Source organism: Microbacterium sp. Leaf203 (assembly GCF_001421275.1).
GTDB classification, from domain to species: Bacteria; Actinomycetota; Actinomycetes; order Actinomycetales; family Microbacteriaceae; genus Microbacterium; species Microbacterium testaceum_A.
The window spans coordinates 1054759-1074911 of sequence record NZ_LMKF01000022.1 but is presented as its reverse complement, the minus strand read 5'-3'; the positions used below and the strand labels follow the sequence as shown (position 1 = coordinate 1074911).

Annotated in this window: 21 protein-coding genes; 10 read left to right on the top strand and 11 right to left on the bottom strand. The window is 68.8% G+C overall.

Annotated features, from left to right (window positions below):
• Nucleotides 1-32: 32 nt before the first annotated feature.
• Complete coding sequence (locus ASE56_RS06195) at nucleotides 33-2639, bottom strand: MMPL family transporter (RefSeq protein ID WP_056226344.1); 2607 nt, start codon at nucleotides 2637-2639, stop codon at nucleotides 33-35.
• A 120-nt stretch (nucleotides 2640-2759) separates the two neighbouring features.
• Between ASE56_RS06195 and ASE56_RS06190 the strand changes: the two genes are divergently transcribed.
• The 3 genes from ASE56_RS06190 (at nucleotide 2760) to ASE56_RS06180 (ending at nucleotide 5678) form a co-directional block, all read left to right on the top strand.
• Nucleotides 2760-3329, top strand: coding sequence for a TetR/AcrR family transcriptional regulator (locus tag ASE56_RS06190; RefSeq protein ID WP_056226341.1), 570 nt, complete (start codon nucleotides 2760-2762; stop codon nucleotides 3327-3329).
• Nucleotides 3330-3574: 245 nt separating this feature from the next.
• Complete coding sequence (locus ASE56_RS06185; RefSeq protein WP_056226338.1) at nucleotides 3575-4597, top strand: TerC family protein; 1023 nt, start codon at nucleotides 3575-3577, stop codon at nucleotides 4595-4597.
• 115 nt (nucleotides 4598-4712) lie between these two features.
• Nucleotides 4713-5678, top strand: coding sequence for an LLM class F420-dependent oxidoreductase (locus ASE56_RS06180; RefSeq protein ID WP_056228305.1), 966 nt, complete (start codon nucleotides 4713-4715; stop codon nucleotides 5676-5678).
• A 33-nt stretch (nucleotides 5679-5711) separates the two neighbouring features.
• Here ASE56_RS06180 and ASE56_RS17810 read toward each other — a convergent pair whose 3' ends face one another.
• From ASE56_RS17810 to ASE56_RS06155, 5 genes are all read right to left on the bottom strand, one after another.
• Nucleotides 5712-6605, bottom strand: a complete 894-nt coding sequence (locus ASE56_RS17810) for a helix-turn-helix transcriptional regulator (RefSeq protein WP_056226335.1) — start codon at nucleotides 6603-6605, stop codon at nucleotides 5712-5714.
• Nucleotides 6606-6908: 303 nt separating this feature from the next.
• Nucleotides 6909-7400 carry an FBP domain-containing protein gene (locus ASE56_RS06170; RefSeq protein ID WP_056226331.1) on the bottom strand — a complete coding sequence of 164 codons (492 nt, stop codon included), beginning with the start codon at nucleotides 7398-7400 and terminating at the stop codon, nucleotides 6909-6911.
• A 258-nt stretch (nucleotides 7401-7658) separates the two neighbouring features.
• Nucleotides 7659-8036, bottom strand: coding sequence for a PPOX class F420-dependent oxidoreductase (locus tag ASE56_RS06165; protein ID WP_081349852.1), 378 nt, complete (start codon nucleotides 8034-8036; stop codon nucleotides 7659-7661).
• A complete protein-coding gene (locus ASE56_RS06160; protein ID WP_056226328.1) occupies nucleotides 8030-8572 on the bottom strand; it encodes a 2'-5' RNA ligase family protein in 543 nt (180 codons plus the stop codon). The genes ASE56_RS06165 and ASE56_RS06160 overlap by 7 nt, the downstream gene beginning before the upstream one ends.
• 7 nt (nucleotides 8573-8579) lie before the next feature.
• On the bottom strand, nucleotides 8580-8957 hold the full coding sequence (locus ASE56_RS06155) for a hypothetical protein (RefSeq protein ID WP_056226325.1): 378 nt from the start codon (nucleotides 8955-8957) through the stop codon (nucleotides 8580-8582).
• A 168-nt stretch (nucleotides 8958-9125) separates the two neighbouring features.
• Between ASE56_RS06155 and ASE56_RS06150 the strand changes: the two genes are divergently transcribed.
• Nucleotides 9126-9419 carry a hypothetical protein gene (locus ASE56_RS06150; protein WP_056226322.1) on the top strand — a complete coding sequence of 98 codons (294 nt, stop codon included), beginning with the start codon at nucleotides 9126-9128 and terminating at the stop codon, nucleotides 9417-9419.
• Between the two features lie 3 nt (nucleotides 9420-9422).
• Here ASE56_RS06150 and ASE56_RS06145 read toward each other — a convergent pair whose 3' ends face one another.
• Nucleotides 9423-9749 carry a hypothetical protein gene (locus ASE56_RS06145; RefSeq protein WP_056226319.1) on the bottom strand — a complete coding sequence of 109 codons (327 nt, stop codon included), beginning with the start codon at nucleotides 9747-9749 and terminating at the stop codon, nucleotides 9423-9425.
• A 186-nt stretch (nucleotides 9750-9935) separates the two neighbouring features.
• On the opposite strand from ASE56_RS06145, the gene ASE56_RS06140 reads away from it, so the two are divergent.
• Nucleotides 9936-10391: a MarR family winged helix-turn-helix transcriptional regulator gene (locus tag ASE56_RS06140; protein ID WP_056226316.1), complete on the top strand. Its 456-nt coding sequence runs from the start codon at nucleotides 9936-9938 to the stop codon at nucleotides 10389-10391.
• A gap of 6 nt (nucleotides 10392-10397) precedes the next feature.
• On the opposite strand, the gene ASE56_RS06135 is transcribed toward ASE56_RS06140, so the two are convergent.
• Nucleotides 10398-10718 (bottom strand): hypothetical protein, encoded by a 321-nt coding sequence (locus ASE56_RS06135; RefSeq protein WP_056228297.1) that lies wholly within the window; start codon nucleotides 10716-10718, stop codon nucleotides 10398-10400.
• Between the two features lie 75 nt (nucleotides 10719-10793).
• Between ASE56_RS06135 and ASE56_RS06130 the strand changes: the two genes are divergently transcribed.
• Both ASE56_RS06130 and ASE56_RS06125 read left to right on the top strand, forming a co-directional pair.
• On the top strand, nucleotides 10794-11819 hold the full coding sequence (locus ASE56_RS06130) for a glycoside hydrolase family 6 protein (protein WP_056226314.1): 1026 nt from the start codon (nucleotides 10794-10796) through the stop codon (nucleotides 11817-11819).
• A gap of 121 nt (nucleotides 11820-11940) precedes the next feature.
• A complete protein-coding gene (locus tag ASE56_RS06125; protein ID WP_176786377.1) occupies nucleotides 11941-12879 on the top strand; it encodes a response regulator transcription factor in 939 nt (312 codons plus the stop codon).
• A gap of 92 nt (nucleotides 12880-12971) precedes the next feature.
• Here the strand turns inward: ASE56_RS06125 and ASE56_RS06120 are convergent, their stop codons facing one another.
• Nucleotides 12972-14441, bottom strand: a complete 1470-nt coding sequence (locus ASE56_RS06120) for a glycosyltransferase (RefSeq protein WP_056226312.1) — start codon at nucleotides 14439-14441, stop codon at nucleotides 12972-12974.
• 143 nt (nucleotides 14442-14584) lie between these two features.
• On the opposite strand from ASE56_RS06120, the gene ASE56_RS06115 reads away from it, so the two are divergent.
• Nucleotides 14585-15664, top strand: coding sequence for a hypothetical protein (locus tag ASE56_RS06115; protein WP_056226309.1), 1080 nt, complete (start codon nucleotides 14585-14587; stop codon nucleotides 15662-15664).
• A gap of 15 nt (nucleotides 15665-15679) precedes the next feature.
• Here ASE56_RS06115 and ASE56_RS06110 read toward each other — a convergent pair whose 3' ends face one another.
• Nucleotides 15680-16477 (bottom strand): hypothetical protein, encoded by a 798-nt coding sequence (locus tag ASE56_RS06110; RefSeq protein WP_056228290.1) that lies wholly within the window; start codon nucleotides 16475-16477, stop codon nucleotides 15680-15682.
• A gap of 180 nt (nucleotides 16478-16657) precedes the next feature.
• Here ASE56_RS06110 and ASE56_RS06105 point away from each other — a divergent pair, with 180 nt between their 5' ends.
• Complete coding sequence (locus ASE56_RS06105) at nucleotides 16658-18325, top strand: cell wall metabolism sensor histidine kinase WalK (protein WP_082450327.1); 1668 nt, start codon at nucleotides 16658-16660, stop codon at nucleotides 18323-18325.
• Nucleotides 18325-19440: a hypothetical protein gene (locus ASE56_RS06100; RefSeq protein ID WP_056226306.1), complete on the top strand. Its 1116-nt coding sequence runs from the start codon at nucleotides 18325-18327 to the stop codon at nucleotides 19438-19440. Before ASE56_RS06105 ends, ASE56_RS06100 begins: the two co-directional genes overlap by 1 nt.
• Here the strand turns inward: ASE56_RS06100 and ASE56_RS06095 are convergent, their stop codons facing one another.
• On the bottom strand, nucleotides 19441-20079 hold the full coding sequence (locus ASE56_RS06095; RefSeq protein ID WP_056226304.1) for a hypothetical protein: 639 nt from the start codon (nucleotides 20077-20079) through the stop codon (nucleotides 19441-19443).
• Between the last annotated feature and the right edge of the window lie 74 nt (nucleotides 20080-20153).

Below are 20153 nucleotides of genomic sequence, written 5' to 3'. Positions count from 1 at the left end.
AGCCGGGGCTTGCGCCGCCCGGCCGCGGGTGCTCAGGACCCGTGATGCCCGGGGTGGCGCCGCTCGAGAGCGGCCCCTTCGACGTCGACGTCGGGAACGATCCGGTCCAGCCACTTCGGAAGCCACCAGGCGGACCCGCCGAGGACGTGCATGATCGCCGGCATGAGCAGCATCCGCACGATGAACGCGTCGAAGAGCACGCCGAGCGCGAGACCGAGGCCCATCGACTTGATGATCACGGAGTCCGAGGCGATGAAGCCCGAGAACACCGCCACCATGATGATGGCGGCCGCCGTCACGACCGTGCGCCCGGCTCGGAAGCCCTGGGCGACGGCCACGCGCGGCGCCGCTCCGTGCGCCCACGCCTCGCGCATTCCCGTGGCCAAGAACAGCTGGTAGTCCATCGCGAGCCCGAACAGGATGCCGACCAGGATCACCGGCAGGAAGCTCAGGATCGGGCCGGGGTTGTGCACGCCCAGCACGCCACCGAGCCACCCCCACTGGAACACCGCCGTCACGGCGCCGTAGGTCGCGAACAGCGACAGGACGAACCCGAGGGTCGCGATCAGCGGCACGAGGAGCGAGCGGAAGACCATCACCATGATGAGGAACGACAGCCCCACCACCACGACGAGGTAGATCGGCAGGACGCTCGCCAAACCCTCGGAGATGTCGATGTTGATCGCCGCGGCGCCCGCCACCCCCAGGTCGATGTCACCGTCCACGGGCGGGATCGCCCGCAGGTCGCGCACGAGCTGTTCGGTGGAGACGGCGTTCGGCCCCTCCTTCGGGATGACCTGGAACGCCGCGAGCGTGCGGTCGTCGGAGACCGCGACCGGGGCGACGGCGGCGACATCGTTCTGCGAGAACAGCTCGCGGGCGACGTCGAGCTGGATACCTCGCACCTCGTCCTCGGCGGTTCCCCCGGGAAGGGCGGCGGTCACGAGCAGCGGGGCGTTCGCACCGGCACCGAACGCCTGCTCCGTCCAGGTGAAGGCCTTGTACGCCGTCGAGTCCTCGGCCTCCGATCCGCCGTCGGGAAGACCGAGGCGCATCGACAGCGCGGGGATCGCGACGACCAGCAGGACGATCGTGGCCACGACCATCGTGACGACGGCACGGAACGTCGACATTGGCTTCACCCCGGCCGCGGCGACCGGGACGGCACCCGTGCGAGCGGCGCGTCGAGGGTGCTCCTGGACGTCCGAGGGCGCGATGCCCTCGCGGGCCGCCCGACGAGGGTGCGCTTCGGCCGCTGCGGCGACGAGTCGCCCGCGCGCGCGTCGGCTCAGGATGCGCGTTCCCGCGAGGCCGAGCAGGGCCGGTGTCAACGACACGGCGATGAGCACGGCGACGAGGACGCTCACCGCACCCGCCGTCCCCATCAGCCCGAGGAACGGGATGCCGGTGATGTTCAGCGCCAGGAGGGCGACGATGACCGTGGTGCCGGCGAACACCACCGCATTGCCGGCGGTGCCGTTGGCGAGGCCGATCGAGTCGACGACGTCCGCGCCCTGCAGGAGCTGGCGCCGGTGCCGATACAGGATGAAGAGCGAGTAGTCGATGCCGACGGCCAGCCCCAGCATCACGCCCAGGATCGGCGTGACGGATGCCATCTGCACCAGACCCGAGAACGACAACGTGGCCATCGCGCCGATCGCGACCCCGACCAGTGCGGTGATGATCGGGAACGAAGCCGCCAGGAGGGATCCGAGGACGACGATCAGAACGATCGCGGCGATCGCGACGCCGATCGCCTCGCCCACGCCGAGGATCTCCGGGACCCCCTGCGAGATCTCGGTGTTGAAGGCGACCTCTACCCCATCGACGGGCGCGGCGGTGAAGTGCTCGACCACGGCGTCCTTGGACGCCTGCGAGAGCTCGAGACGGGGTTCGCTGAACGAGACGTTCACGATGGCCGTTGATCCGTCCGCCGCGACCAGGCGGATGGCATCCGCGAAGCCGAGCAGCTCCGACCCGTCATCGAGTTGCGTCTGTTGGGCGTCGATCTGCGCGAGGCCGTCGCTGAGCTGAGTCTGCTGCTGCTCGAGGCCGGACCGCTGCTGGTCGATCTGCTGCTGCTGCGCCTCGAGGGCCGTCAGCTGGGCCTGCTTCTGCGCGGCCGGGAGCGGCGCGGATTCGATCTGCGCCTTCGCCTCATTGAGCTTCTGCTGTCCCGCCTCGAGCTGAGCCCTTCCGGCGTCGAGCTGTTGCTGACCGGACTCCGCCTGCGCTCGGGCCTGGTCGATCTGCTGCCTGCCGTCGACGACCTGTTGCCGCTGCGCGTCGAGCTGCTGCTGGGCGGTGAAGGGGTCGGTGACACGGGCTACGTCGGGGAGGTCACCCGCCGAGGTCACCAGCGCCGAGATCGCGGTCTTCTGCGCGTCGGTGAGGGGCGAGCCGTCATCGGTACGGAAGACCACGGCGCCCGAGGCGCCCGCGAAATCAGGAAGCTCCCCCTGCAGTTCGGAGATCACCTCTCCGGATGCCGTTCCCGGGATGTCGAAGCTTGAGCTGAGGCCTTTGAATCCGACGAGGAACCCGCCCACGACGATCCCCAGGATGACCAGCCACGCGACGATCACCGTCCACGCGCGACGAGCCGCGAATGTTCCGAGGCGGTGCAGCAGTTCAGCCATGCGGGGTGTTCCTCTCGTGCGGTGCGCGCGAGGGAGCACCGTCGGCTCCGACAAGTCCGGGCAAAGATAACACGCACCGTCTCGTCTCGCTTTGCCCCGCGATCGTCCAGAATGTGTGACATGACTCTTCCGCGCAGTGGACCCGTGCGCAGCGAGGCGGCGCGTCTGGCGATCCTCGACGCCGCGGTGGCGCTCTTCGTCGAACGCGGATACGACCACCTCACGGTCGAGGGCATCGCCCGACGCGCGGGCGTCGGCAAGCAGACGATCTACCGCTGGTGGGCGAGCAAGGGCGACGTCATCGCGGAGGCGATTCTCGAGGGCCGCCTGCTCGGCGGCCGACGCGAGCTCCCCGACACCGGCGACCCGCGCACCGATCTCGCTGCGTGGCTCATAGATCTGTTCACTCTGCGGGCGAGCGCGGACGGCGAGGGGATGCTGCGCTCTCTCGTCGCTGCGGCCGCCGGCAGCGCCGAAACCGGCCGGCGGCTCCGCGCGGAGATCCTCGCTGCCCCTCTCGTCGAGAGCCTCTCGCAGGCCATGGGCGGCGTCTCGGGCCCGCGGCTCGACGCCGCCGCCGACGCCCTGGTGGGGGCGGTCATCCTGCGCGCCCTCAGCCGCGAGCAGTTCGACGCCGCCGACATGCTGGCCCTCGTCGACGCCGTCGTGGACGGCGCTCCCCCGCGTTGAGGCGCATCGCCGTCGAACGCCGGGGTCCGGCATCCACCCCCGGGTAGCACAGCGGGCGGATCGTCGTCCAGTCCCGGAACGCAGAGCCGGATGCCGTAGAATCGAGCCCAGCAAGGGGAGTACTCCCACCGCGACGTTCTCGTCAATACGGATCACGCCATCGTGAGCCCGGGACGTCGGCCCATCTCGCCGGGTGGAGGAGACCTTGGTGTCTTGCCGTACACCTATTTCCCTTGGAGGCCGCCATGGGCGTCACCCCTCTGATCTGGATCATCACGATCGCGATCACCATCGCCTTTTTCGTGTTCGAGTTCTTCGCGCACGTCCGAAAGCCTCACGAGCCCTCGATCGCCGAATCCGCCCGCTGGTCGGCGTTCTACATCGGCCTCGCGCTCCTGTTCGGCGTCGGCATCGGCGTGTTCTCCGGTTGGACGTTCGGTGGGGAGTACTTCGCCGGTTATCTGACCGAGAAGGCGCTGTCGATCGACAACCTCTTCGTGTTCCTGATCATCATGACCGGGTTCGCCGTGCCGAAGATCTACCAGCAGAAGGTGCTGATGATCGGCATCGTGATCGCTCTGATCATGCGCGGTGCCTTCATCGCCGTGGGCGCCGCCCTCATCGAGAACTTCTCCTGGATCTTCTACATCTTCGGCGCGCTGCTGCTGTTCCTCGCCTATCGTCAGGCGTTCGCGCACGGTGAGAGCGACCCCGCGAACGGCAGATTCATGAAGTTCGTCCGCCGCGTCCTGCCGGTGAGCGAGGAGTACAACGACGACAAGCTGACCGTGCGCAAGAACGGCAAGCGATTCGTCACCCCGATGCTGCTCGTGATCATCGCCATCGGCTTCATCGACCTCGTCTTCGCCGTCGACTCGATCCCCGCGATCTACGGCCTGACGAACGAGGCGTACATCGTCTTCACCGCCAACGCGTTCGCGCTGATGGGTCTGCGCCAGCTCTACTTCCTCATCGGCGGCCTGCTCGAGCGCCTGGTCTACCTCGCGCAGGGCCTCGCGGTCATTCTGGCGTTCATCGGCGTCAAGCTCGTCTTCCACGCTCTGCACGTGAACGAGCTGCCGTTCATCAACGGCGGCGAACCGCTGCTGTGGGTGCCCGAAATCCCCATCTGGTTCTCGTTGCTGTTCATCGCGGCGACGGTGGCAGTGGCGACCTTCCTCAGCCTGCGCAAGACCCGCAACGACGACAAGAAGAAGGAGCGGGAGACCTTCGAGGGCGAGAAGGTCATCCACGCTCCCGAAGACTGACCTCGTCACGGAGGGCCCGCGGCGCGCACCGCGGGCCCTCCGTCGTGTCTGCCGCATCTGCGTGGCGAACGCAACCCCGGCGAGCGCGCGATTCCCCCGCCCTACCGTGGCCGACATGACGCGATTCGGCTACACCCTCATGACCGAGCAGAGCGGCCCCAAGGCCCTCGTCGACTACGCCGTCGGTGCCGAGCGCGCCGGCTACGACTTCCTCGTCTCGAGCGACCACTACTCCCCGTGGCTCACCAGCCAGGGCCACGCGCCCTACGCCTGGACGGTGCTCGGAGCGGTCGCACAGGCCACCACCGACGTCGAGCTGATGACGTACGTGACCTGCCCGACCGTTCGCTATCACCCCGCGGTGGTGGCCCAGAAGGCCGCGACCCTTCAGCTCCTGTCCGACGGTCGTTTCACTCTGGGCCTGGGATCCGGCGAGAACTTGAACGAGCACGTCGTGGGTGAGGGGTGGCCCGCCGTCCACGCGCGTCAGGACATGCTCGTCGAGGCGATCGAGATCATCCGCGCGCTGCACACGGGCGACCTCGTCACCTACGACGGCGAGTATTTCCGCGTCGACTCCGCACGCGTGTGGGATGCCCCCGACGGTGGCGTCCCCATCGGTGTGGCCGTGTCGGGCGAGCACTCGATCGAACGCTTCGCCCCGCTCGGCGACCACCTGATCACCACGGAACCCGACGGCGATCTGATCGCCGGATGGGATGCGCACCACGAGGGCACCTCGCGGAAGATCGGCCAGATCCCGATCAGCTGGGATCCGGACAAGGATGCCGCGGTGGCCCGCGCCCACGATCAGTTCCGGTGGTTCGCCGGCGGCTGGGCGGTGAACGCCGACCTGCCCACTCCGGCCGGCTTCGCGGGTGCGTCGCAGTTCGTGCGGCCCGAGGACGTCGCGGAGTCGATCGCCTGCGGCCCGGACCTCGACGAGCTCGCCGAGAGCGTCCGCCCCTTCATCGACGCGGGGTTCACCGACATCGCGATCGTCCAGGTGGGCGACGAGCAGCAGCAGCGCTTCGTCGACGAGATCGCGGCCCCGCTTCTCGAGAAGCTCCGCGCGCTGTGAGGGGTCGGGGTGCGCACTGCGCGCACCCCGGCATCACGCGCGTCCGACGTACCCCGCCTCGGCGACCCACCGCTCGAGCTTCCAGACGGGGAAGCGGAAAATCCGGGCGACGGTGACCACGTCGTAGTCCGCCTCGGCGACGGCCGCGACCGCGAATTCCCGGAGGGAGCGGAACTCCCGACCTGCGAGAACCCCCTCGCGCAGATCGGAGAAAGTCCGCGGTTCGCGGGCGACACCCGCATCCTGAGCGACGAGGACGTAGCGCGAAGTGGGCGGGGGCGCGTCGCTCTCGGCCACGAGAGGAGCCGGAGGCGCCACGCCGATCTCCGTTCGGACGATCGTGGCGGTGGACGCGGGCGAGACGACCGTCGTCGCCGCCGGGGCGCTCCCCATCCACGGCGCCGGAGGAAGAGCGCCTCCCCACGACTTCTCCGTCGGTTCGATCGGGGGTGACGCGGGCGCAGGGTCGGCTCGCGGCGGCGTGACGGAGGTCGTCTGCGGCGCCGGGGTGCCTCTCACCCACGGGGCGGCGGGGAGCTCCCCTCCCCAGATCACCTCACTGGGCACGACATGGGGGCTCGACGCGGGCGCGGGCGCGGCCGACGTCATCCACGGCGCCGGAGGGAGGTCCCCGCCCCAGGTCACCTCGCTCGGCACGACGTACGGGCTCTTGGGTTCTCGATCGCTCCGGTCCCGAGCCGTCTCGCCGAACAGCTCCGACAGATCGATCTCGAAGGCTTCCGCGAGAGCGACGAGGGTCGCCAGCGAGGCCGTGGTGCGTCCGGATTCGATCGCGCGAACACGCGACTCCGAGATCCCGGCTTCGTACGACAGAGCCGTGACGGACAGGTCGCGCTCGCGCCGCAGACGACGGACTCGGTCAGCGAGGGTGTTCAGGACGGCGTCGAGGCGGTCGTCGACGGACATCGAGGTCACCTTCCGGCCTCAGTGCACTGCACCGATACCGCGCCCCGCGCGGGAGATGGCCCCGAAGGACGCCGGTCTCGAGTCGGAGAACCCGCCTCGACCGCGCCGTGTGATCGTACCGACACCGTTCTCCCCCTCAGGCACCAAGCCGTCGACTCATGTCCGGGGGAGACACTGAACACTATCGCGTCCGACGAGCGCCGTGTGAACGCCGCGCGCACCCCCTCGTGTGCGCCCGCTCCGCCGGCGCCGGCCCACCGGACTGACCGCCGACGACTCGTGGGCGGTCAGTCCGGTTCGTCTTCACGCGCCGTCGCGCAGGTCGCGGAAGAACGTGTCGACGTGGGCGCGCAGCGCCTCGACCCGTCGATCGCGAGCGGCCGCGGCGTCGTGCCCGAGGTAGGCGGGCGGATCGAGCCGCCGAACATTCCGCGAGCACTCGAACCGCGCGCACACGAGGGTTCCGACGGTGTTGCCCGCGCGCCCGGCCTTCCCGGCGCGGCGGGCGGCGAAGAACACGACGTCGTTCGGCAACGTCACATCGGAGCACCACGAGCATTGCGGGCGCGTGCGCGTCGGTTGCTCTGCTTGTCGCAGTTGAAGACCGACGGGGCTCCCGTCGATGTCGGCGACCACGAATCCGAGGAGCGGGGTCTTGGCGTCACGCCAGCCGAAGTAGTCGAGGCGGTCCCACGGAGCCGCGTCGAGGTCGGTGGGGATGACGATGGAGCTGCGCTCACGCGTGGAGACGTTGACGAAGCTGGAGCGGAGATCGGAGGCAGAGAAGGCGTGCATGGAAAGTCCCGTCGGTGAACCGCGTCGCGCGGGGCGGAGCGGCGACGAACGCGCGGGAAATCGCGCGGCGATAGGCCCGCCTCGAGAGGACGGGCGAGGTGGGCGCGTGCGGCGAAGCCGAGCGCCCGCGCCGGTCACCCGGCGAGGAAGGCGGCGTGCACGGCGCCTGTGCCGTCGGCGCTCCGCGCGCCGACGACCCCCTCACGCCCGGAGGGCATCGACGAGGTGACGGGGGACATGGACCCCACCATACGCCTCTCAGCCTCGGAAAACGGCCGAGCCGAGGACGCGCTCGACGGTCATCTCCAGGACGACCCGATCGGGGTTGACCCGCGGCTGCCGGTAGCGGGCGGCGTACAACTCGACCGCGTGGCTCACGGCATCCGGATCATCGCTCACCCGCGCCGCACCCTCGAAACTGATCCACTTCGCCCCGTCGACCGAGCAGATGGAAGCCCGACCACTGCGGTCCGCGTTGACGAACTTCTGCGTTCCCCGCGAACCGATGACGCGGACGACGCCGTCCTCGTAGGTGAAGCCGACCGGAACGGAATGCACCCGCCCCGACCGCCCGATGGTCGACAGGGTGGCCAGGTGGTATTCGCGGAGGAACTCGAAGGCGTCGTCGGTCAGCACGATTCCAGGGTGCCACGTCCCACGAGATCCGTGACCGTCTTCGTCGCAGCGTCCCACCGGCGGATGCCGACCGCTCGCGCTGCGAGATCCTCGCCGCCTCGTTCCTCGAGCACGCCGAGCGCGTCGCCCAGGCGCTCCAGCGGCACCCGCCGGGCGAGTGTCACGTGCGCCGTCCACGCGCCGGGAACCGAGTGGTCGACGTCGGCCCCCGGCCCGGCGAGCTCGTGGACTCGCGCGTGCAGCGAGAGGAGCTCCTCCGTCGGGACCACGGAGCGTGCGATGACCCGGTTGCGTCCCCTCCCGAACAGGACGGGGGCCCCGAGGCGGAGCGCGAGCGGAAGAGCCGCCTCCAGGGGCGCGACATCGAACGGCGCCAGGTCCGGTCGGACGAGGAGGGTCACGTGGGGGCGGTTGCTCTCGCCACGGTGACGGGCCTGACTGGGCAGGTCGGCGCTGACGAGGGCGTCCCACTCTGCGCGGACGGCGGAGTCGGTCTCGTCGTCGAAGACCAGCTCCAGGCTGACCACATCCGTCATCGTCGCTTCACCGGGTGGACCACCACGCGGCCGCCACCAGGACGGGCTGGAAGAACAACCGCCCGAAACGCTTCTGGTCGGTGTCCAGCCCGAACGCCGAACGACCCTTGCGCCACTGGTCGATGTTGCCGGGGAAGATCGCCACGAAGAAGGCGGCGAGCGCGGCTCCGATCCGACGCCGCTCCTTCGGGAGGACGAGGAGCGCAAGCCCGAAGGCCGCCTCTACCACGCCGGATGCCACGACCACCGCGTCGCGATCGAGCGGACCGTTCTCGACCAGCACGTCGGGCACCTGGGCCTGGAAGTCGCGGCGGGCGAAGGTCAGGTGCGAGACACCGGCGAACAGCATTGCCAGGGCGAGAGCCCAGCGCACGACAGATTTCATGGAGACACCGTACGACGGTCCTCGGTTGCCGCGGGCAGGCTTGACGCCACGTTCCGGCGCTCCCGCGCTCCCCTCACCGATCGCTACGGCACACGTCCCGATCGCGCAACCCCAGGCCGCCGACGGCGCACGGCGGTTGACTGGCATCACGGACGAAGGAGGTGCACCGTGACCATGACCGATACCGCGACCCGCGAGAGTCGAGAGCAGGATCTCGACGCCCTCCTCGTGCGCGCAGCCTCGGGCGACTGCGACGCCTTCGTCGAGTTCTACGACGCCACCTCACCCCGCATCTATGCGGTGCTGCTCTCCCTCACGGGGATCGCGGCGCGCGCCGACGCGCTTCTCGAGGGCATCTACGTCGAGGCGTGGGAACGCATGCGCGGGCGTTCGGCTCCCCCGTGCCCCGGCATGGAGTGGATGTCGGCCATCGCTCACCGCCACGCCACGGCGTCGCGGTGAGTCTCAGCGGGCGTCCGCGACGAGTGCAGCGGTGCTGTCGCCGAGATCGAGCGTGAGACCGCTCGATGAATTCGCCGCGTTCGCCAGGCTCTGTAGCACGGCGGGGTCGAGCACCTCGGGCTCCGCAGACCCGAACACGAACCGCAGGGGAATCGACGGCTGGATCCAGAGGGTGCTCCGCCCGGCGGGTTCATCCGATGGATGCCGCCACGAGACGGTGAAACTCTCGCCGCGACGCAACTTGGTCGCGATGACGACCTTGACGTGGGCGAGGACGCGATCGGGGATGCGGATCGGACTCGGAGAAGATCCGTAGAACAGTGAGCCCATCGGCGTCTCCTTCCGGGTGGTTCCGGTCCCCTGATCATACGAGATCCGCCCGGCTGAGCACATGAACCGAAAGGGAAGTCTCAGCGTGATCTCCCTTGTCGGACTCGAGCCGGAATGCATCGTTCGGCTGGAATCTCGGCGACCTAACTAGAATGCCTACACGGGGGCTCTACCCCGAGGAGACTCATGACGCTCGAGACGCAGGACGATCACGCGATGACGGCGGCGCGCGCGGTCGAAAGGCTCCGCCTCGCGGAGGCCCGGCTCGCTCGGCGGCGGCAGACGGATTGCGGTCCCAGCGAGAACGCCCGCGCGGCAATGCGTCTGATCCTGGAACGCGCCGACGCCGGAGTCACCGTCACCCCGACGGAGATCGCCCAGGCGCTCGGAATCTCCACCGCCTCGGTCACGGGGATGCTGGACCGCCTGCGCGCGGGCGGGTTGATCGATTTCGTCGCGAACCCCTCGGACCGCCGGAGCAAGTTCGTCGTCCCCTTCGATCGCGGCGCCGATCCGGATGCCATCGACCCGGTGACCGCGCGCATCCGCGAATTCGCCCTGGGCCTTCCGGAAGACACCGCGGATCAGCTCGCTGTGTTCCTGGACCGTGTGCGCGAGGTCGTCGACGCCGAGTGCGCCTGAGGGAGCTCAGCCCACCGAGGCGGAAACCGCGTCGGGGTCGGGCTCGGCCGTGATGCTCAGTCCCTGCGGGGAACTCGCCTCGTCCATGAGAGCTTCAACCCACCGACGATTGAGCTGCGGCGCTCGACTGCCGTAGAAGTGGAAGACCAGCGGGATCGACGGTGAGATCCAAAGCGTGCGGGTCCCGCTGCCGTCCCCCATCGGGAACTGGAACATGAAGGGTTCGCCGCGGCGCAGCTTGTTCATGAAGACCACTCGGAGGTGGGACAGGGTCCGATCCTCGATGTCGAAAGAATGCCCGAGGGTGTTGTAAACCAGTTTGCCCACGGCCACAGTCTATAACGCTTCACCCCCTTAACTACCTCGGCACTGGCCCCGCTCACCTCGACTAGAGTCCTGAACGTGGCGAGATCACCCCGGCCGAGGCGGCCCCGACGGCGGGTCCCGCGCGCGCTCATCGTCGCCGGCGCGATCGTCGCCGTCGTCGCTCTCATCGCCGGAATCGGCGTCGTCGGGAGCCTGGTCACGAACCTCTTCCAGACGCTGTCGGCGAAGCCGCCGGCGGTCGGCACCCGGATCGTCGCGCCGGACGAGTCGAAGGCCGCGCAGGCCGCACGCTCGGGAGAGGGCGACACCGACCAGGTCGCGGCCGCGCAGTGGCTCTCCACGCAGCCCACCACGTACTGGCTGACGCCCGAGCTCGACCCCATCGATGAGGTGTGGGACCGAATCGCTCACCTCGCGGCCGAGGCGCGAGACCAGAAGGCATCCATCTCGGTCGCGGTGTACGGACTCCCGGACCGCGATTGCGGCAATCATTCCGCGGGGGGCCTCGACCCCGCGTCGTACGCGCAGTGGACCAAGCGCATCGGCGACGCCCTCCGCAACGCCTCCGACATCCAGAAGATCGTCGTGCTCGAGCCGGACTCCATCGCCCTGTCCTCCTCGTGCGGGTCGGTGAGCGATCGCGCGGGCTATCTGCAGCAGGCGGTTCAGAACATCCGTGGAACGAACACCTGGATCTACGTCGACGGCGGCCACTCCGCGTGGCATCCCGCCGCCGAGATGGCGAGCCTGATCCAGGCGATGGGAGTCCTCCCCGACGTCCGAGGCGTGGCCCTGAACGTCTCGAACTACCAGGACACCGCCGCGGAGTTCGCCTACGCCCACGAGCTGTCCGACCTTCTCGGCGGAACTCACGCGGTCGTCGACACTTCGCGCAACGGCGCAGGCCCCGCCGGGTCGGAGTGGTGCAACCCCTCGGGCCGCCTGGTCGGCAGCCCCGGCGGCTCCTACGGCGATGGAGTGGTCGACACCAACCTGTGGATCAAGCCGGCCGGTGAGAGCGACGGCGAGTGCAACGGGGGTCCCGTCGCCGGCGCATGGTGGCCGGCCGCAGCGGCGGAATTGACCCGCGAACAGCGCTGACCCAGGGGTCGACCGCGACCGTGCCGGGAAGTGTGTCAAAATTGCGCTCGTCGCGCTGCGACACCGCGACTCGGGGGAGAACGCGGGCACGGTCCCGTGCGAAGCCGGAAGAGTGGGTGACATGAGCGACAGCACCGAGATGCTGAAGACAGCCGTAATCGTGGAAGACGATCCCGATATCCGCCACCTGCTGGTCGAGGTGCTCGAATCAGCGGGCTTCTCCACCGTGTCCGTCGGCAACGGGATCGACGGGGTGCGCGCGGTCATCGCCTATCAACCGCTCATCACCACGCTGGACGTGAACATGCCCGGCATCGACGGCTTCGAAGCCGCGCGCCGGATCCGCCAGCAGAGTGACACCTACATCATCATGCTCACCGGTCTCGAAGAAGAGGCCGACGTGGTCCTCGGTCTCGGCGCCGGCGCCGACGAATACGTCGTGAAGCCCTTCCGCCCGCGCGAGCTGCGCGCGCGCATCGAGGCGCTGCTGCGTCGCCCCCGGGGCGGAGAGTCGGCCGTCTCGTCGGCACCGCGCCAGGACAGCGTCGGCCCGTCCTTCCCGGCGGGCCGCTCCGAGGTCCCCAGCGTGCAGCCCGCCGCCACCGGTCCCACGGCGGCCGTCATCGTTCCGTCGTCGCAGGGACCGGAGCCTCGACAGGCCGCTCCGGGCGGAGAGGTCGTCCCGCGGTCGGCACCGGGAGAGCTCACTCCGACCGGCGGCGCCTGGGTCGCGCACCGCGACCTGCTCCTCGACCCCGACAGCCGGCTCGTCCGGGTCGGTGGGGAAGAGCTGGAGCTCACGCGGACCGAGTTCGACCTTCTCGCGACCCTCATGGAATCGAAGCGACGCGTCCGCAGCAAGGCCGATCTCACCCTCGTGCTCCGCGGGGAGTCCTACGTCACGAGCTATTTCGTCGGCGAGGCGGACAAGCGCGCGATCGAGGCGCACATGACGAACCTGCGTCGCAAGCTCGGCGACAACCCCGCGAACCCGCGCTACATCGAGACCGTTCGCGGAGTGGGCTACCGGCTCACCTCCGAGCTGCTCGCGACGCCCTGACGCTCCGCGCATACAACGGATGCCTCGACCCTCCCCAGGGCCGAGGCATCCGTTTTCTCTGATGCGTTCGGGCGTATCAGACCGGGTGTCCGTCAGACCTTGAACCCGTGGTGGCGACGGACGAGCTTGGAGAACATGAGGAGCGTCTGGAGGACGGTCACGACGCCGACGATCGGCCAACCGATCCACAGGATCGACGACTGCACCATCGGACCGACCATCACCCAGATCACGGCGAGCGCGATCGCGACGGCGACCAGCACGACCATCGGGGTCCAGTGGCCGAGACCGCCACCGCGTTCGGCCTTGGCCTGCATGGCCCAGTTGTCGACCTTCTTGCGCGAGAGGAATCGGGTCCAGGAGCGCACGAAGTGGCTGATGCGGATCCACATGAAGATCTCGGCAGGGAAGAACAGGACGGCGAAGAGCACGTCCGTGCGATCGACGTTCTTCATCGTGCGGGCGATGCGCAGGTTCAGCAGCATCGCGATCACCGGCGGGATGAGCCACAGCGGCGAGAACACGAAGGCGCCGATCGAGAGCGAACCCGCCAGCAACGTGAGGAAGGCCACGCGGACGAAGAGGTTCGTGAGCATGCCGAAGTTCTCGAACCAGCGCAGGCGCAGGTTGGGGTGGAACGGCTGGCCCTTCGTATCACCGCGCTGGCCCGGCCACATCAGCTCGATGGCACCGTAGGTCCACTTCACCTGCTGGGCGTCGTAGCCGGAGAGGGTGGTCATGCCGCCCACGTCGGCGCGGGCGTACGGGCTGATCTTCGTGAGGTAGCCCGCGCTCTTGATCTGCAGGGACAGCAGCGAGTCCTCGACCTCGGAGTCCTTCACCCAGGGGGTGGACTGGTGGTTCTGCTTCATCGCGTCGCGCAGGGCGTTCGTCGAGAAGATCGAGAACTGCCCACCGAGCACGGCCATGTTTCGGCCGCGGAGCATGTTCTGCAGGTTGAACGCCGCGAACTGCGTGCGCTGACCCGCGGTGAGGAACCGCGCGACGAGACCCTTGATGGGCTTGTCGTCGATCGTGTAGATCGCCGAGATACCACCGATGCGCGAGTCCGAGATCGCCTCGGTCTCGAGGTACTCGACGGCCTTGGAGTCGGCGATGGTGTCACCGTCGACGCCGAGGAGGTAGTCGTACCCCTCGACGAGCGAGTAGCCGTAGTTGAGCGCGCCGACCTTCTTGTCGGGGTTCTTCCCGATGTCGTGCACGAAGACCTCGGTGAACTGCTCGCCGAGTTCGGTGTGCAGCTCGTGCGGTCCGCTGAACTCCGACGCGATCTTCACCGTGGCATCCGAGGTGTTGTTCACGACAACGTGGATGACGTCGGGCACACGGGTCTGAGCGAGGAGGGCCTCGATCACGTCCGCGATCGACTCCTCCTCGTTGTAGGCCGGGATGACGCAGCCGATGGTGGACCGGTGCACGGAGGTGTTCTCCAGCACGGCCGCGAAGTCGTCGGCGAAACCGTGCTCACCCGCGGCCTCGAGCGCACCCTGGTGCATGTCGAAGTCCCTCGTGTGGGGGGTGAAGCTGCGCGCATCAGTCATGGCGGTGTCTTCCTGTCGGTTCTCGCGGCGTATCGGCCGAGTCCTACTCTGATAGGTTCGCCGCAAGACGACCGCTGTACACGACCACCGTCGCCGCAAGATTTGCTCAAGATTGCGGCGGCACCCGAAGGAGACGTCCGTCCGTGATCGTCCTCGCCCTGCTGGCATCCATCGCCGCCGCGGGAGTCGCCCTCACGATGCTCTTCCTGGCCCACGGTCGACCCGACGACGATCGGGGCGGAGAACGCGCCGACATGGTCCGGTACTTCGGTATGTCGGCGATCGCCGCCCTCGTGTGCGGGGCGATGAACGTCATGGAGACCGCGTGGGACTCGGTCGCCGCCGCGGCCGCCGGGAACGCGACCAACATCGTGGCGGTCGGACTGCTGTGGGCCGGCGCACGTCGATTGAACGGTCGACGTGCGATCGGCGCCGTGAGCACGGGCGCCGGCGGCATCCTCCTCTTCGGCCTGACCTTCCTCGTCCCCCTGGACGACGCGACTCTCCTCAAGACGGCCGGTCTCGTCGTGTTCTCGGCGCTGTGCGCGCTGGAATGCGCGCGCCCACCGGTCGGGCAGCTGGGCGGGGCCCGGCTCCTCTCCTGGACGTTGAGCCTCTACGCCGCCTACAACCTCGCCCGCCTCACCGTCGCCGCCGCCTTCGGCATGGGGCCGCTGCTTCGGCCCGGGCCGGTATCGGCTGAGACCACGGCGGCCGTGAGCGCGGTCGCGATCGCCCTGGTCTCCGTGGGCGCCGTCTGGGTCGGTCGGCAGCTCGACGACGACCCCGCGCCCGGAACGCGGGCCTTCGCGCGGGGAGCCCTCCGCCGTGAGACCAGTCGCCTGCTCTCGGAGCACGCCATCATCCGCGCGACCCTCGTCCGCGTCCCCGAGATCGACCTGATCCGCGCCGCCCACAGCGGCGAGCGGGGAGAGACGATGCTGCGCACCGTGGCCGACGCCGCGATGGATGCGGTGCCCGGTGCCGTCACCGGGATGCCGGCGCGCGACACGGTGTTCGTCGTCGCCCCCGCAGCGACGGACGCAGCCGGGGTCGAGGAGTCGCTGCGCAACGCCTTCGCGCGCCGGATGCCGTCGATCGATTACGACGACGTCCCCGATCTCGCCTTCGAGCACCATCTACTCAGAGACGTCGACGACCTCTCGTGGCTCATGGAGAGCCGGCGGTCGCGACCGCGTCGGACGCAGTCCGGAAGCGACTGAGTCCGACACGCAGGGTCAGCCCTGGTTCGTCGTCTGTCCCCAGCCGGGCGCGCGTCCGTTCGTGCTCGATGTGCCCGTGCTCTGCCCGTTCGTGGACTGTCCCTCGTCGGCGAAGATCGCGATCGGGAGGTACTGGTAGACGGTCTGCTGGCTGAACGAGGTGTCGGTGTTGGCCGTTCCCTCGACGGCGACGTTCAGCGCGAACTCCAAGGTGATGCCGTAGGTATCCGTCGGCAGCTGCCGGATCGAGGTGGTCGGCACGAGAAGACCACCCTGGAAGCTGTTCAGAAGCAGTCCCCGGTCGGAGCGCAGGGTGTCGGAGGGAACCAGGGTCCGCGGGTCGGCGCTGAACTGGAAGGGACTCGACACCTGGCCGCTGGTCTGCGCGGTCTGCGAAGTGATCGAGATGGACGAGACGTAGACGCGACGCTTCTGGGCGAGGACGGCCTTCTCGTCCACGCGGTTGTCGACGATGTTGACCGCGAACCCGAGCTGCTTCTCGTTGGTCGCGGTCCACTCCATCGTCCGCTTGGGATCGACCGCCCAGACGTCGAGGCGCAGCTCGAGGCCGTCCGCGACTTCCGACGTCAGACGCACGGACCCGTCGTAGGTGAACTGCGAGTCGAAGGGCTTCGTGCCCGCCGACGACTGCGGCACGGGTGTGGGGACGACCACGGAGGCGTTGCTTCCGGCCTGTCCGGGGAATTGTCCGATGGCATCGGCGATCTGGCTGCAGCCGGACAGCATCGTCGGGACGACGAGGGCGAGGGCGACGGCGGTTGCGGCTACGCGTGCACGACGGCGAGAGGGCATGCTCACAGGTATCTCCTGAGGAACGAGCGCGAAACGCGCGAGAGGTCGATGATCGACCATCACGCTGCAGGATGCAGGCCTCAGGGGGAGTCTGACCGGGCGACGCGATCGGGATCACGCGCGGCGAGCAGAGACAGGATGGCGCGCAGAAGACTACACCACTCTCTATACACTCGGAGAATGGCATCCTTGAGGAGCGTCCCCCCGGCGGTTCCTCCGGAGGGCATTCCCGACGACGACACGACGAATCCGGGCAGTCGCACGCGTTCGGTGTGGCTCCTGCAGTTGGTGCTGGGCGCGAGTGTGGTCATCACGGTGCTGCTGGTCCAGGCTCTCGAGCCCTCCCTCTTCTCGCTGTGGCCGTTCTCGTCCGGTGTGGGCGTCATCATCGCGCTCACGGCGATCGCCATCGTGGTGCCCTGGCAGAAGTTGCCTCGGTCGGCGGTCGCCGCGATCCCGTTCGGCGACATCATCGGCATCGGTCTGCTGAGCTTCGGAACCGACCTCCGCTTCGGTTACTTCTGGGTCTTCCCCATCATCTGGATCGCCACCCACTTCACCCTCGTCTACCTGATCTCGGCGATCAGCGCGGTCGGCGTCATCATCGTCGTAGATGCCACGGTGAACGCGTCCGGCCCGGTGACGGCGCTCCGACTGATCGTCGTCCTCCTGTCGCTCGCCTTCATCGCCATCACGTCGTTCCTCTCGGCCCGGCAGACGAGGGCGTTCAAGCAGCTGCTGCGACGGCAGGCCAGCCGTCTCCAGGGAACTCTCCAGCGCGTGTCCGGTCAGGAACGGCGCGTCTCGCAGATGCTGAACGGGCTCGACACCGGCATCGCGCGCCTGTCGGTGGACGGCGAGGTGCTCGCCCTGAACGACACCTACGTCGCCCTCTACGGGGTCGAGCGCGACGAACCGCAGCGCCCCGGGTCGGCTGTCGAATACGCGACGCTGAGGGGCGAGCCCCTGCCCGAGGCGGAGCGACCCTTCGCGCGGGCGTCGCGGGGCGAGCAGTTCGACGACGAGCGTGTGTGGCTGTTCGATCCGCACGGGGAGTGGCACGCCCTGTCCGCCTCGACCCGACGACTCATCTCCTCAGACGAGCCCGAGAGCACGCTGCTGATCGTGCACGACATCACCGCACTGATCGAGTCGGAGCGCGCCCGTGAACGCCTCGCCGCCACGGTGTCCCACGAGCTGCGCAACCCGCTGACGGCGATCATCGGACACGCGGATCTCGCCCTCGACGATCCGAACCTGTCCCCCAAGGTCCGGGAGCAGCTCGAGGTGATCGCTGGCGCCGGCGAGCGGATGCAGAAGCTCATCTCCGAGATCCTCGCGACGTCTCGAGGTGTGTTCCGCGAAACCTCCTCCCCCGTCGCCGCCGACGCGAGTCGGATCATCGCGTCGTCGCTGGCGTCGTTCCGCCCCGCGGCCGCAGCGCGTCGGGTGAGCGTCGTGGACGATCTGCCGGAATCGGCCGAGGTCGGAGGAGACGCCTTCCGTCTCCGCCAGGCGTTCGACAACATCCTGAGCAATGCCATCAAGTACACCCCGGCGGGGGGAACGATCCGCATCTCGGGCGAGGTCTCGGAGGAGGACGTGATCCTGAACTTCGCGGACACGGGGATCGGCATCCACCCCGATGACCTCGAGCGCGTCTTCGATCCGTATTTCCGCGCGCAGTCCGTCCGCGAGAGCCCCACACCCGGGACCGGGCTCGGAATGGGCATCATCCGCAGCATCGTCGAGGATCAGGGCGGTTCGCTCTTCCTCGAGAGCGAGCTGGGCGCAGGCACGACGGTCACGGTGATCCTGCCCGCCCGCGCCGAAGCCGGAGCCGCCTGATGCCGTCGGACGTCCTGTCCAATCTCGGTTTGGCGCAGGCGACGGTCGCGACCCTCGGGACCGTGATGATCATCGGGTTGGGCTTCTTGCACCGTCCCTCCCGATCCGCGCTGCTGTGGTCGCTGGCGTTCGTGTTGGCGATGTCGAGCACCTGGGTCTCGGTCACCGGGGCGATCCTCGAGGACGAGACCGTCCGTCGCGCCGGCCTCGGTCTCATGCTGGGGGCCCCCGCCCTCATCTGGTCGGGCTTCCGTGCGCGTCGCGGGGCGCGCGCCCTTCCCTGGGTCGGGGCCGCCCAGGCCGTGGCGACGGCGCTCGTGTTCGTCCTCGTCACCGATCTCAGCGCCTACGGTCTGGTGTTCCGCTTGGCGTTCGTCGGCTCCTCGGTCTTCGCGGGTCTCACCGTGTGGGAGTTGCGTCTCGCCGCCGACCGCCTTGAACGCTTGGCGCTCCCCCTGACGGTCGTCTCGGCCGCCTTCGTGGCGCTGGGGGTCGGGACGCTCATCTCGGGGCTCGCCGCGCCCACGACGCTGGGCGATCTCGAGCTGCCGCGAGTCCTCAACGGGCTGGGGATGCTGATCTTCCTCGTGTGCGCCACGGTCTCACTGCTGTATTTCACCTCGGTCTCCCCGAGTGGCCGACGCGCGGCATCGAGCTGGCCGCACTTCGTCGTCACCGCCACCGACCGCCTGTCTCGCGCGGAGCGCGCGCACGAGGAATCGTGGGCCGTCTTGAGCGTCCGCCTCGACGACCCCGCCCAGCTGCGCAGTGCTGCGGGCGAGAGCGGTTGGCTCAGCCTGGTCGCGCAGTTCGAGGCGATCGTGGCCGATACCTTTCCCGCCGAGGCGGACTTGGGCCGGGAGATCCGCGGCCGCGTGGTGGTCGTCGTCTCCCGTCCGGACTCGGTACTCCGCGAGCACGTGCGCTCCGTCCTCCGCCGGGTCACCGAACTCGACGTCTCCGCCTTCATCGACATCCAGCTCTCCGCGAGCGTCGGATGGGTTCCGGCGGCGACCGGCGGTTACGATCTGACCTCGCTCATCGCCGCAGCGGACGCGGCGGCCGGGGAGGCGACGCGCCACGGCGGCGACCGGTGGGAGCGCGTCAGAGCCTGATCAGCCGCCGGTGCTGGCGTCTCCGCCACCCGCGATCGCCACGGTGAGCGAATCGCTGGCCGTCTGCTTCGCGAACTCGTTCGACGTGGGGGTGGTCTGAACCAAGAACTCGAAGGTGAACTGAAGGGTGACGAATGTCGCCTCCGCCGGAACCTCTCCGACGTTGAACGTCTGCGAGTAGCTGTACGGCGAGAGGACCAGGTAACCCGGAGCATCCGTCTGGTCGCTCTGGGGCGAGAGCGCCGCGAACGACTGCGACGCGTTGCCCGGTACCGCCGTCATCGTTGCCCGCTGCAGGTACACCTTCTGCCCGTCGTTGGGCGTCACCGTCGTCTCCATCGAGAGGTTGACGGGCTTGAGAGCTGTCGCCGTCCAGCGGTCCATCGAGAGCGTGGACCAGTAGTTCACCGTGGCGGCGACGGATCCTGCCGTGAGCGAACGTTGCGTGGACCCGCTCGACAGGTCGTTGCGGACGGGCTGCGGGGCCGTCGTCATCGTGGCCGTGGGCGACGCGGACACGGGCGCTTGACCGCCACCCTGAGCCCACGGAGGAGCTCCGCACCCGGTGAGACCGAGCACGGCCGTCACCGCCACGGCCGTGACGAAAACCGCTCTGCGGCGACGCGCTGCGAGACGCATGAATCCTCCCCCGGACCTTTCCCCCCAGTGTAGGTGGCGTGGAGGCGGGTACCGCCGACCACAGGTGCTGGCCT

Coding starts and splice junctions, on each gene's coding strand:
- ASE56_RS06195 (WP_056226344.1), bottom strand. CDS start 2,639: ATGGCTGAACTGCTGCACCGCCTCGGAACATTCGCGGCTCGTCGCGCG.
- ASE56_RS06190 (WP_056226341.1), top strand. CDS start 2,760: ATGACTCTTCCGCGCAGTGGACCCGTGCGCAGCGAGGCGGCGCGTCTG.
- ASE56_RS06185 (WP_056226338.1), top strand. CDS start 3,575: ATGGGCGTCACCCCTCTGATCTGGATCATCACGATCGCGATCACCATC.
- ASE56_RS06180 (WP_056228305.1), top strand. CDS start 4,713: ATGACGCGATTCGGCTACACCCTCATGACCGAGCAGAGCGGCCCCAAG.
- ASE56_RS17810 (WP_056226335.1), bottom strand. CDS start 6,605: ATGTCCGTCGACGACCGCCTCGACGCCGTCCTGAACACCCTCGCTGAC.
- ASE56_RS06170 (WP_056226331.1), bottom strand. CDS start 7,400: ATGCACGCCTTCTCTGCCTCCGATCTCCGCTCCAGCTTCGTCAACGTC.
- ASE56_RS06160 (WP_056226328.1), bottom strand. CDS start 8,572: ATGACGGATGTGGTCAGCCTGGAGCTGGTCTTCGACGACGAGACCGAC.
- ASE56_RS06155 (WP_056226325.1), bottom strand. CDS start 8,957: ATGAAATCTGTCGTGCGCTGGGCTCTCGCCCTGGCAATGCTGTTCGCC.
- ASE56_RS06145 (WP_056226319.1), bottom strand. CDS start 9,749: ATGGGCTCACTGTTCTACGGATCTTCTCCGAGTCCGATCCGCATCCCC.
- ASE56_RS06140 (WP_056226316.1), top strand. CDS start 9,936: ATGACGCTCGAGACGCAGGACGATCACGCGATGACGGCGGCGCGCGCG.
- ASE56_RS06125 (WP_176786377.1), top strand. CDS start 11,941: ATGAGCGACAGCACCGAGATGCTGAAGACAGCCGTAATCGTGGAAGAC.
- ASE56_RS06120 (WP_056226312.1), bottom strand. CDS start 14,441: ATGACTGATGCGCGCAGCTTCACCCCCCACACGAGGGACTTCGACATG.
- ASE56_RS06110 (WP_056228290.1), bottom strand. CDS start 16,477: ATGCCCTCTCGCCGTCGTGCACGCGTAGCCGCAACCGCCGTCGCCCTC.
- ASE56_RS06105 (WP_082450327.1), top strand. CDS start 16,658: ATGGCATCCTTGAGGAGCGTCCCCCCGGCGGTTCCTCCGGAGGGCATT.
- ASE56_RS06100 (WP_056226306.1), top strand. CDS start 18,325: ATGCCGTCGGACGTCCTGTCCAATCTCGGTTTGGCGCAGGCGACGGTC.
- ASE56_RS06095 (WP_056226304.1), bottom strand. CDS start 20,079: ATGCGTCTCGCAGCGCGTCGCCGCAGAGCGGTTTTCGTCACGGCCGTG.